At 69.5% G+C, this 10631-nt stretch carries 11 protein-coding genes; 9 read left to right on the top strand and 2 right to left on the bottom strand.

Annotated elements, in window-relative coordinates; translation table 11 throughout:
• Positions 1-221 precede the first annotated feature (221 nt).
• The 3 genes from lipA to ACWDR4_RS48975 all read left to right on the top strand — a co-directional run bounded on the left by lipA (position 222) and on the right by ACWDR4_RS48975 (position 2450).
• The gene (gene lipA / locus ACWDR4_RS48985) at positions 222-1187 is read left to right on the top strand and encodes a lipoyl synthase (RefSeq protein ID WP_389350245.1); all 966 of its coding nucleotides are present in this window, start codon (positions 222-224) and stop codon (positions 1185-1187) included.
• 272 nt (positions 1188-1459) lie between these two features.
• The gene (locus ACWDR4_RS48980) at positions 1460-1660 is read left to right on the top strand and encodes an SCO2195 family GlnR-regulated protein (RefSeq protein ID WP_450418566.1); all 201 of its coding nucleotides are present in this window, start codon (positions 1460-1462) and stop codon (positions 1658-1660) included.
• Positions 1661-1751: 91 nt separating this feature from the next.
• Complete coding sequence (locus ACWDR4_RS48975; RefSeq protein ID WP_105975996.1) at positions 1752-2450, top strand: DUF4191 domain-containing protein; 699 nt, start codon at positions 1752-1754, stop codon at positions 2448-2450.
• Between the two features lie 86 nt (positions 2451-2536).
• Here the strand turns inward: ACWDR4_RS48975 and ACWDR4_RS48970 are convergent, their stop codons facing one another.
• Positions 2537-3004, bottom strand: coding sequence for an RDD family protein (locus tag ACWDR4_RS48970; RefSeq protein ID WP_450418564.1), 468 nt, complete (start codon positions 3002-3004; stop codon positions 2537-2539).
• A gap of 197 nt (positions 3005-3201) precedes the next feature.
• Between ACWDR4_RS48970 and glnA the strand changes: the two genes are divergently transcribed.
• The 5 genes from glnA (at position 3202) to pspAB (ending at position 8216) form a co-directional block, all read left to right on the top strand.
• The gene (glnA, locus tag ACWDR4_RS48965; RefSeq protein ID WP_450418562.1) at positions 3202-4611 is read left to right on the top strand and encodes a type I glutamate--ammonia ligase; all 1410 of its coding nucleotides are present in this window, start codon (positions 3202-3204) and stop codon (positions 4609-4611) included.
• Positions 4612-4779: 168 nt separating this feature from the next.
• Positions 4780-5037, top strand: a complete 258-nt coding sequence (locus ACWDR4_RS48960; RefSeq protein WP_450418561.1) for an SCO2583/SCO2584 N-terminal domain-containing protein — start codon at positions 4780-4782, stop codon at positions 5035-5037.
• A gap of 118 nt (positions 5038-5155) precedes the next feature.
• The gene (locus ACWDR4_RS48955) at positions 5156-6523 is read left to right on the top strand and encodes a hypothetical protein (protein WP_450418559.1); all 1368 of its coding nucleotides are present in this window, start codon (positions 5156-5158) and stop codon (positions 6521-6523) included.
• A gap of 139 nt (positions 6524-6662) precedes the next feature.
• Positions 6663-7592, top strand: a complete 930-nt coding sequence (gene htpX, locus ACWDR4_RS48950) for a zinc metalloprotease HtpX (protein ID WP_450418557.1) — start codon at positions 6663-6665, stop codon at positions 7590-7592.
• A gap of 9 nt (positions 7593-7601) precedes the next feature.
• Positions 7602-8216 carry a PspA-associated protein PspAB gene (gene pspAB / locus ACWDR4_RS48945; protein WP_450418555.1) on the top strand — a complete coding sequence of 205 codons (615 nt, stop codon included), beginning with the start codon at positions 7602-7604 and terminating at the stop codon, positions 8214-8216.
• 43 nt (positions 8217-8259) lie between these two features.
• On the opposite strand, the gene ACWDR4_RS48940 is transcribed toward pspAB, so the two are convergent.
• Entirely contained in the window at positions 8260-8547 is a 288-nt protein-coding gene (locus tag ACWDR4_RS48940) for a hypothetical protein (RefSeq protein WP_450418553.1), read from the bottom strand.
• A gap of 246 nt (positions 8548-8793) precedes the next feature.
• Between ACWDR4_RS48940 and ACWDR4_RS48935 the strand changes: the two genes are divergently transcribed.
• Positions 8794-10512: an alpha/beta fold hydrolase gene (locus tag ACWDR4_RS48935; protein ID WP_450418551.1), complete on the top strand. Its 1719-nt coding sequence runs from the start codon at positions 8794-8796 to the stop codon at positions 10510-10512.
• Positions 10513-10631: the final 119 nt, after the last annotated feature.

Raw genomic sequence — 10631 nt, 5'->3', positions numbered from 1 at the left:
GTGTGGGGTGGGGGGGGTTGGGCGGTGCTGGGGGCGGGGGGGGACACCCGGGGGGGGCACCTCCCGGCCTCAAACCCCAGCCCGTCCGGCGTTTGAGGACAAAGCCCGTTCAGGGCCCCGGGAATGCACCCCCCGTCCCGAAGGTTGCCCGTCTCGTAAGGCGGGGAGCGCACGGGCGTACCCTGGTGTACGCCGAAGAATCGAAGCTACAGGGAGCCATCGTGTCCGCAGTCGCACCCGACGGACGCAAGATGCTGCGCCTGGAGGTCCGGAACGCCCAGACCCCCATCGAGCGCAAGCCCGAGTGGATCAAGACCCGGGCGAAAATGGGTCCCGAGTACACGAAGATGCAGAACCTCGTGAAGAGCGAGGGCCTGCACACCGTCTGCCAGGAAGCCGGCTGCCCCAACATCTACGAGTGCTGGGAGGACCGCGAGGCGACCTTCCTCATCGGCGGCGACCAGTGCACCCGCCGCTGCGACTTCTGCCAGATCGACACCGGCAAGCCCGAGGCACTCGACCGCGACGAGCCCCGCCGCGTCGGCGAGTCCGTGGTCACCATGGATCTCAACTACGCCACCATCACCGGCGTCGCCCGTGACGACCTCGAAGACGGCGGGGCTTGGCTGTACGCCGAGACCGTTCGCCAGATCCACGAGCAGACGGCGGCACGCGAGGCCGGCCGGACCAAGGTCGAGCTGCTCGCGCCCGACTTCAACGCCGTACCGGAGCTGCTGGCCGAGGTCTTCTCCTCCCGCCCCGAGGTCTTCGCGCACAACGTCGAGACGGTCCCCCGCATCTTCAAGCGCATCCGCCCCGGCTTCCGCTACGACCGCTCGCTCAAGGTCATCACCGACGCCCGCGACTACGGTCTGGTCACGAAGTCCAACCTGATCCTCGGCATGGGTGAGACCCGTGAAGAAGTCAGCGAGGCGTTGCGCCAGTTGCACGAGGCCGGGTGCGAGCTGATCACCATCACGCAGTATCTGCGTCCGACCGTGCGGCACCACCCCGTCGAGCGCTGGGTCAAGCCGCACGAGTTCGTCGAGCTGAAGGAGGAGGCCGAGCAGATCGGCTTCTCCGGGGTCATGTCCGGTCCGCTGGTGCGTTCCTCGTACCGCGCCGGGCGGCTCTACCAGATGGCCGTCGAGAAGCGCGGCGCGTACATCGCCTCGCAGGCGGTCTGACACACCGTCACTCTCCTTGCCCAGCAAGGACGCAGCAGACGTGTGAATTCGCGCACAAGTAACTACTCGCCAGTAACGGCCGATTCCATGCGGTCCTGACCGTCCTCCCAGTTGAGGGCATACGTCAGGGCCGCATCGGCGTTTTCACCTTCCGCATCAAGGCTTCATCCGTGTTTGACCGGCAGGTCACGCCCTGGTAACACCAATCAGTGACCCTGTCTTCACACGATGTGCACCCTTACCCAGAGCCGTTCCGAGGGGGGACCACCACCATGCAGGCCGCGCCCGTCCGCGCCACACCCATTCCGTCGTTCACCGACGCACTGCGTGCAGTCGAGTCGCTGCTGATGAGCAGCGGCCAGCGCACCGCCCGGCAGAACGCCTGGACCTCCGTCCTGGAGGACCGCCGTCGCGCCAAGGACCGGGTCGAGGCGCAGCGCGTCCTCGAACAGGCCCTGGCCGCCCGCCCCTGACCGCTCCTCCCCCGCTCTCCCGCCTTCCTCACGCTCCCTCCCGACGGCACCGCCGTCGTCGGCGCTTCCAAGGCCACGTAGACTTCACGGCATGGCGAGGAAGGAAACCGCGGCGGACGCCGCGAACCCCGGGCGACTCAAGCAGATCGCCCTGACGTACAAGATGACCCGCAAGGCCGACAAGAAGATCGGTCTTGTACTCGCGGCTGTCGGAATCTTCACCTTCGGTGTCTTCCTCGCGATCGGCTTCTTGATCGGTCACCCGATCTATCTCGGAATTCTCGGGCTCCTGCTCGCCTTCCTCGCGACGGCGATCGTGTTCGGGCGCCGGGCCGAGCGGGCCGCGTTCGGTCAGATGGAGGGTCAGCCGGGTGCCGCGGCAGCCGTGCTGGACAACATCGGCCGGGGCTGGACGACGACTCCGGCGGTGGCGATGAACCGCAGCCAGGACGTGGTGCACCGCGCGGTCGGCAAGGCCGGCATCGTGCTGGTCGCCGAGGGCAACCCGAACCGGGTGAAGAGCCTGCTGGCCGCCGAGAAGAAGAAGATGGCCCGTATCGTCGCGGACGTGCCGGTGCACGACCTGCTGGTCGGTACGGGTGAGGGCCAGATCGAGCTGAAGAAGCTCCGCACGACGATGCTCAAGCTGCCGCGCGTTCTCGCCGGCCCCCAGGTGACCGCCACCAACGACCGGCTGCGGGCGATGGGTGACCTGATGAGCAACATGCCACTGCCGAAGGGCCCGATGCCCAAGGGGATGCGCATGCCGCGCGGCGGCAAGATGCGCTGACAGCACGACCTCGTACAACGACTTGTACGACGATGGGGGCGCCCGGATCACTCCGGGCGCCCCCATCGTCGTACCGCACGGAAGTGCTAGATCCGTACTTCCACCGTGCGCGCCAGCCGGTCGTGCAGGCCTCGGCCGTCGCGGTCCCAGATCAGGGGCGGGAGGGCGAGGAAGAACAGGAGCGTTCGCAGCGCGGCGCGCAGTGGACTGACGCGGCCGGTGTCCAGGGCGACGACCCGCAGGCCGAAGAGCCGCTTGCCCGGGGTGAAGCCGAGGGTGCCCAGGGTGAGCAGGAGCAGGGCGAGGAGGATGAGCGGCGCCCAGACCTGCGCGGCCTCGTTATAGCTCTCCGTGACCAGGCCGTATGCGATCAAGAGGCACAGGCCCCAGTCGACGGCCAGGGCGCCGAGCCGACGGCCCGGGCGGGCGATCGAGCCGGGGCCCTCCTCCGGCAGACCGAGCTGTTCGCCCCGGTATCCGAAGTCGACACCGGCTTCCTCCGCGGCTGCACGCGGTCCGGAGAGCCACGAGCCGATTGCGTCCCTGTTGTCCACCCGACCACCGTACTGCGCCCGATTTTCGATACCTACAGGTGGGTCGCCCGGCCGGAGTCCGGTTAACTTGGTCGAAACAAATGGGTCATGCCTGAGAAATCACCTGTACCTAAGGTCGGATCCAACGTGTGCCACCGCACTGGCCGCACGAACGAACTACCACCCCGGCACGGACGGCCGGGAGTAGGAGGAGCTGGATGTTCCAGAATGCCGACGAGGCCAAGAAGTTCATCGCGGACGAGGACGTCAAGTTCGTCGACGTCCGATTCTGCGATCTGCCGGGTGTGATGCAGCACTTCACACTGCCGGCGACGGCCTTCGACCCGGACGAGGAACTCGCCTTCGACGGCTCCTCGATCCGCGGCTTCCAAGCCATCCACGAGTCCGACATGGCGCTCCGCGCCGACCTGTCCACCGCGCGGGTCGACCCGTTCCGCAAGGACAAGACGGTCAACATCAACTTCTTCATCCACGACCCGATCACGGGCGAGCAGTACTCCCGTGACCCGCGGAACGTGGCGAAGAAGGCGGAGGCGTACCTGGCGTCGACCGGTATCGCGGACACCGCGTACTTCGGTCCCGAGGCCGAGTTCTACGTCTTCGACAGCGTCCGCTTCGCGACCCGTGAGAACGAGTCCTTCTACCACATCGACTCCGAGGCGGGCGCCTGGAACACCGGTGCGCTGGAGGACAACCGCGGTTACAAGGTCCGCTACAAGGGCGGTTACTTCCCGACCCCGCCGGTCGACCACTTCGCCGACCTGCGTGCCGAGATCTCCCTGGAGCTGGCCAACTCCGGCCTCCAGGTCGAGCGCCAGCACCACGAGGTGGGCACCGCCGGCCAGGCCGAGATCAACTACAAGTTCAACACGCTGCTCGCCGCGGCCGACGACCTCCAGCTCTTCAAGTACATCGTGAAGAACGTGGCGTGGCGCAACGGCAAGACCGCGACCTTCATGCCGAAGCCGATCTTCGGCGACAACGGCTCGGGCATGCACGTCCACCAGTCGCTGTGGACGGGCGGCCAGCCGCTCTTCTACGACGAGGCCGGTTACGCGGGCCTGTCGGACACCGCCCGCTTCTACATCGGCGGCATCCTCAAGCACGCCCCGTCGCTGCTCGCGTTCACCAACCCGACGGTGAACTCGTACCACCGCCTGGTCCCCGGCTTCGAGGCCCCGGTCAACCTGGTGTACTCGCAGCGCAACCGCTCCGCCGCGATGCGTATCCCGATCACGGGCTCCAACCCGAAGGCCAAGCGCGTCGAGTTCCGCGCGCCCGACTCCTCCGGCAACCCGTACCTCGCCTTCTCGGCGCTGCTCCTGGCGGGCCTGGACGGCATCAAGAACAAGATCGAGCCGGCCGAGCCGATCGACAAGGACCTCTACGAGCTGGCCCCCGAAGAGCACGCGGGCGTCTCCCAGGTCCCGACCTCGCTCCCGGCCGTCCTCGACTCCCTGGAGCGCGACCACGAGTTCCTCCTCCAGGGCGACGTGTTCACGCCGGACCTGATCGAGACGTGGATCGACTTCAAGCGCACGAACGAGATCGCGCCCCTGCAGCTGCGTCCGCACCCGCACGAGTTCGAGCTGTACTTCGACGTGTGAGTCGGCCGGCGCCACCAGGCGCCCGGTAACGGTGTACGTCAGCGCCCTCGCCCCGGTTTCGGTGGCGGGGGCGCTGTCATACGTACGGACTATGCTGAAAAGACCTTGCACAGGCAGGGGAACCGGACGGGATCAGACGGGATCAGAGAGGCGACGGGGATGACGGGGATGTCCGAACAGGACGACAGCGAGCGGGAGTTCGACATCAAGTGGGCGGACAACGCCGAGCTGAAGGAGCCCTCCGCGCGGGCCCGGATGCTGGCCGCTCGCTGGAAGGAGAACCCGCCGGCAGCGGTGCCGTTCCGGGGTGAGCCCGAGGGGTCGGGGCCGCGCAGGTCGTCCTGGATATCGACGGCCGTGGTCCTCGGCTGTGTCGCCGCGATCATCCTGCTGCTGGGGTACGTCCAGTTCCGGGCGCCGTACTAGCCGTAGCGGTCCTGCCGGCCGTACTGGCGTGAGTCCCTGGTCGTCCATATATCGCGCGACCGGCGGGCTGCCCCCGGCCTACGATCACGCGATACGGCAGGCAGCACCGGGGGCGGGCATGCGCGAGAACATCAGGGGTGGCGAAGCAGCGGCTCGGCGGCTGGCCGAGGGGGCCGCTCTGTCGGACGTGATCGACGCCGAGGAGCCCAGGGCCTGGCTCGCGCTGGATGCCGGTGTTCGGTCCTGGTTCTACTGGCTCCCGCTGCCCCCCACCGAGGTCGCCGCCCTCCGGCACCCCGACGCGCTCCCCGAGTCCCGGCTCGCGCTCGCCCTGTGCCACCCCGACGGGCGGGTGCGGGAGGCGGCTCTCGGTTCTGTGGCCGGGTATCCGGGGCTGTGGCCGTTGGTCGTCGTCCGGACCGCCGACTGGGTGGCGCCCGTGCGGGAGCGGGCCCGGGAGGTACTGCGGGCGGTTCTCGACGATGTGGACGCGGCCGTCGGGCTCGCCCCGCTGATCCTCCTCGGTGGTCGACGCGGCCGGGGTGTCTTCGCCGTCGATCTGCTCGACGAGGTGCTGCGCCGGGCGCCACGTGAGCGTCTCGCGCCGATGTTCGCTTCCGTCGGCCGTGGCGTACGCCGGTTCGCGTACCGGCTGGCCGTCGACGAGGGGGACTTCTCCCCCGGCGAACTCGCCCGGGCCGCCGCCCGCGACCCCGACCCCGTCGTCCAGGACCTGTGCGCCGAGGCCGCCCTGGCCGCCGTACGGGAGGGAGGGGCGGAAGGCGACGTGCTCGATGCTCTGCTCGGGGCGCGGGGGCCTCGGGTGCGGTCCGCCGGGGTGACCGCGCTGCGGCGGGCCGGGCAGGGAGAGCGGGCCGAGGGGTTTCTCGCCGACCGGGCGGGGGTGGTGCGGGCCTGTGCTCGGTATGTCGTACGGCAGGTGGGAGGTGACCCGGCTGCCTGGTATCGGGACCGGTGTGCCCGGCCGGGCGACCCTGCGCTGTCCCCCGGTGTGGTCGCCGGGCTGGCGGAGTGCGGGGAGCGGGCCGACGCGGAATTGCTGTGGCCGCTGCTCGGGCATCCCGACCCGAGGGTGCGGGCGCGGGCGGTGGCGGGGCTGCGGGCCCTGGATGTGACGGACGTACGACGGCTGCGGGCGCTGCTCGACGACCCGGCGCCCGGGGTGGTGCGGGAGGCGACGCTGGCGCTGTTGCCCTTCGCACGGTCGCTGGACACCGAGCGGCTGGCGGAGTGGCTCGGGGAGGGATGGCCGCGGCATGCGCGGGTCGCCGCGTTCCGGCTGCTGGACGCGTGTGGGGGGCTGGTGCGGCTGCGGGCCGCGGTCGCGTTGCTCGACGATCCCGATGTCCGGCTGCGGGAGTGGGCCGGGGCGTCCGTACGGGGCTGGCAGGCGACTGCCGATGTGCCGCGTGGGTCGGCGGAGGTGGTCGAGTTGCTCGCCCGGGGGCGGCAGCTGGCCAGGTAGTGCCTGCTGAGCGGGTGGGCGGGCGAGGTCCGCCGGGGGTGAGCCTTTGCTGGGCCTAGGGCTGGGCGCGACCGCTTCATGGGACGGGGCGGGTGCACACTGGGCAGTGGGGCGAGTGCCTGACTGCGGGGTGGTGTCGATGCCGAACCGAATGCGGAGCGATCGAGGGCTGACCGTGCGGATGACGGTCACGCTGTTTCTGCTCGGACTGCTGTACGTGGCCTTTGTCGCCGCGTTGATCGTGTTGCTGAAGTCCTGGGTGCTGGTCGTGGTGGTCGCGGCGGGGTTCCTCGGGGCGCAGTACTGGTTCTCCGACCGGGTCGCCCTCTTCGCGATGCGCGGGAAGGTCGTGGAGCGGGAGGAGTATCCACAGCTGCACGGGGTGATCGACCGGCTGTGTGCCGTGGCCGACCTGCCCAAGCCCGTGGTCGCCGTTTCCGATATGGACATGCCGAACGCGTTCGCGACCGGGCGGAACGCCGATCACGCCGTGGTGTGCGTGACCACCGGGCTGCTGCGGCGGCTGGAACCGGCGGAGCTGGAGGGTGTGCTCGCGCACGAGCTGTCCCATGTCGCGCACAAGGACGTCGCCGTGATCACCGTCGCGTCCTTCCTCGGCGTCATCGCCGGGCTCATCGTGCGGTTCGCCTTCTACTCGCAGTTGTTCGGCGGGGGGCGGCGGGATCAGAACACCGCTGTCGTCTTCGCCGCGGTGATGGGCGTCTCGGCTGCGGTCTACACGATCAGTTTTCTGCTGATCCGTGCGCTGTCCCGGTACCGGGAACTGGCCGCCGACCGGTCCGCCGCACTCCTCACCGGGCGGCCCTCGGCACTGGCCTCCGCGCTCACCAAGGTCTCCGGCGACATCGCCCGGATCCCGTCGAAGGACCTGCGGACCGCGCAGGCCTTCAACGCCTTCTACTTCACGCCCGCCCTCGGCAAGGAGCCGGGCCTGGCACGGTACTTCTCCACCCACCCCAGCCTGGAGCAGCGGCTCGACCAACTGGGGCAGATCTCCACCGAGTTGGGAGAGGCTGCGACTCCTGGCGGCGGCTCCGGGAAGGCGTGAGGAGGCCTTATGGGGCTGCTGGACATTCTGCTCGGGCGTACCAAGCCGGTCCTGCCCGATCTGGACCGGCTCTTCGGGCTGCCCTCGGCCGCCGTGACCCTCCAGGCGGCGGCCGGCTTCACGCCCACGGGCCGCGGGTCGGTGTGCTTCGCCACCGTGGAGGGCGCCGCCTTCGACGACGTACGCAAGGAGGTCCAGGCGCTGCTCGACGCGGATACGGAGCGGACCGGGCCGCCTGTCGAGCTGGTCCGGGACGAGTACGGGTACTCGTGGCTGGTGTCGTCGCGCGGGCCCGAGGATCTGCCCGCGCTCGTGGGGGATCTGCACGCGGTCAACAGTGCGTTGGAGGCCAGTGGGTTCGGGCCGCAGTTGTTGTGTTCCGTGGTCGGGTTCGAGGATGCCGACGGTTCGGGAGAGGGTGCTCGGCGGCTCGGGCTTGTCTATCTCTACAAGCGCGGGACCTTCTATCCCTTCTCTCCGCTGGTCGGCGGTGACGGTGACGGTCGCGGCCAACGGAGAGACAGTGCGCTGGAGTTGCAGGTGCGGGCCGCGCTTTCCGGGGATCTGCGGATCGAGGAGGACCTGAGCAGGTGGTTCCCGGTGTGGGGTGCCCCAGGTCTGTGAGGTGCCCCCGGTCTGTGAGGTGACAGACCGGGGGCACGCCCTTCTACTTGCCCTTGCGGTCCTGGCGGCGGGACTCCATGGGGCGCTCCCGACGGTAGCGGCGCTCCCACTTGGCCTGCTGGTCCCGGCGCTGGCGGTAGGCGCGGTAGCTGGCGGGCGAGGACCCGGGCCCCGGGACGCCGCCCGCGGACGAGGATGTCGCCGTGCCGCTCCCCGTACGGCCGTAGCGGAAGTAGACGAAGAGCAGGGCGACGGCGGCGAGCCACAGGATGCTGTTGTCGAAGCCCATGATGACCAGAACGACGGTCGCGGAAATGATCAAGGTGCCCATGACGGGACTCCTTGTGGTGGCGTGGGTGGCTGAGCGGTGATGTGCGTGTGCGTGACGGTGTGTTCCGACGGAGCGCTGGGGCGCTGGGGGTGGGCGTCCGTCCGTCGGTGCGTAGAGAGTAGCCCCGAGTCTCGTGAGTGACGCCTGTCCGGCGAGAAGCGGTGTCTACGGCTTCGCTGCGCCTGTCCAGCGTAGGGATGGAGGGGGTGTCGGCGCATCTGCATTTCTCCGTGAGTGAATGGGCCTATGAGTGAGCTGATTCCTTTCTCGTACGACTTCGACGGCGAACGACTGAGCGGGGTGTACGGGGGTGACCCGGGCGGGGATCCGGACGGGCATCCGGGTGCGGCGACCGTTGTTCTGCTGCACGGTGCCGGCAACGGGAGCAAGGAGCGGCTGGTGCCGCTGCTCGCCGAGTTCGTCGCGCGTGGCTGTCAGGGGCTCGCCTTCGACTTCTCCGGGCACGGTGAAAGTACGGGTGCGCTCGGCGAGTTGAGCCTGCGGCGGCGGTTCGAGCAGGCCGTCGCGGTCATCGGGGCTCGGGTTCCGGCGGACAGTCCGCTCGTGCTGGTCGGGTTCAGCATGAGCGGACAGACGGTGGCGGATCTCGCGGGGCACTACGGCGAGCGGGTCGCCGCGCTCGGGTTGTGCGCGCCGGCCGTGTACGGGGGCGAGGCGTGGGACGTACCGTTCGGTGACGGGGACGGGCGCTTCAGCGAGTTGATCCGGACGCCGGGGAGTTGGCGCGGGGCGCCCGCGCTGGAGGTGCTGCGGGCGTACGACGGGCGGGCGGTGCTGGTGGTTCCGGGCGCCGATCATGTCATTCCGGCCGAGGTGACCGATGCGGTGACGGAGTCGCTGGCGGCGCGTGCGCAGTTCACGCGCCTTGAACTGCCCGACGCCGACCACTTCTTGGGGCTCTGGTACCGCGATCACGCCGACGATCGGCGGGAGTTCGTGGACGCCGTGCTGACTGGGGTCGAGGAGCGGGGGTGGACTGCGACTCGGGCGTGGGTGGCTAAGCAGTTGCCTGAAGGGCGGGTGGTGCGTGATGTCCGTCCGCTGTGCGGCGGGTGGAGTTCGCAGATGCGTCGGATCGACCTCGACCTCGACCCCGGTCCCGACCCCGGTCCCGGTCCCGGTCCCGGTCTGGTTGACGGTTCGGGGGCAGGTTCGGGGCTCGTGTTGCGGTCGTTCGTTAAGCCCTTTTTTCGGCGGCATGCCGTCGGGCTGCTGAACCGTGAGGCGTCCGTGCTCTCACTGCTCGCCGGGGAGGACGGTGTTCCGGCTCCCGCCTTGATCGCCGTCGACGCGGCTGCCGAACACTGCGACCATCCCTCGTTGTTGATGTCGCTGGTGCCGGGGCGGGTGCGGGTCGACGAGGAGGATCTGGAGCGGCGGCTTGATCTGCTCGCGGCTCAACTCGTACGGATTCACCGGGTCGTTCCGGTGGAACGGCCCCGGGTCTACGAGGCGTGGACCTCTCCCGAGCGGGTGCGGGTCGGGGAGGGCGACGGGGCGTTGTGGGCTCGGGCCGTGGAGGTGATTCGGGGGCCGGCGCCGTCGTACGAAGGGTGCTTTCTGCACCGGGACTTTCATCCCGGGAATGTGCTCTTCGAGGGGGAGGGTGACGAGCTGCGGGTCAGTGGGGTCGTGGACTGGGTCGAGACCTCGTGGGGGCCTGCCGATCTCGATGTCGCGCACTGTTCGACGGCGGTCGCGTTGTTGCACGGGGTGGAGTACGGGCTTGGGTTCCGGAAGCGGTACGAGGCGTGGGGTGGGCGTCGGCTGGCGGATGGGGGTGAGCACTTGTACTGGCGGCTGCTTGACGCGCTCGGGTATGCGCCCGATGCGGGGAAACTGGCGGGGCCTTGGAGGGAGTTGGGGCGGGGGGATTTGACGGTGGGGGTGCTTGGAGGGCGGTTGCGGGGGTATGTGGGTGGGTTGTTGGAGCGGTATGCGTGAGGGGTGGGGGGCTGGATTTTTTTCGCCCCCGCCGCCCCTACCCGTCCCATCCCGTTCCTGGGGGGGGGGGGCCCCCCCCCCCCCCCCCCCCCGGGGCGCGCGGGCGCAAAAAAAACCAC

This window comes from Streptomyces sp. NPDC000878 (genome assembly GCF_053599695.1).
The sequence above is the reverse complement of the archived record's forward strand: the minus strand, read 5'-3'. Positions and strand labels throughout refer to the sequence as shown.

What these genes read in the sequence shown, in the direction of transcription:
- ACWDR4_RS48980 (WP_450418566.1), top strand. Translation starts at nt 1,460, where the DNA reads ATGCAGGCCGCGCCCGTCCGCGCCACACCCATTCCGTCGTTCACCGAC.
- ACWDR4_RS48975 (WP_105975996.1), top strand. Translation starts at nt 1,752, where the DNA reads ATGGCGAGGAAGGAAACCGCGGCGGACGCCGCGAACCCCGGGCGACTC.
- glnA (WP_450418562.1), top strand. Translation starts at nt 3,202, where the DNA reads ATGTTCCAGAATGCCGACGAGGCCAAGAAGTTCATCGCGGACGAGGAC.
- ACWDR4_RS48960 (WP_450418561.1), top strand. Translation starts at nt 4,780, where the DNA reads ATGTCCGAACAGGACGACAGCGAGCGGGAGTTCGACATCAAGTGGGCG.
- ACWDR4_RS48955 (WP_450418559.1), top strand. Translation starts at nt 5,156, where the DNA reads ATGCGCGAGAACATCAGGGGTGGCGAAGCAGCGGCTCGGCGGCTGGCC.
- htpX (WP_450418557.1), top strand. Translation starts at nt 6,663, where the DNA reads ATGCCGAACCGAATGCGGAGCGATCGAGGGCTGACCGTGCGGATGACG.
- pspAB (WP_450418555.1), top strand. Translation starts at nt 7,602, where the DNA reads ATGGGGCTGCTGGACATTCTGCTCGGGCGTACCAAGCCGGTCCTGCCC.
- ACWDR4_RS48940 (WP_450418553.1), bottom strand. Translation starts at nt 8,547, where the DNA reads ATGGGCACCTTGATCATTTCCGCGACCGTCGTTCTGGTCATCATGGGC.
- ACWDR4_RS48935 (WP_450418551.1), top strand. Translation starts at nt 8,794, where the DNA reads ATGAGTGAGCTGATTCCTTTCTCGTACGACTTCGACGGCGAACGACTG.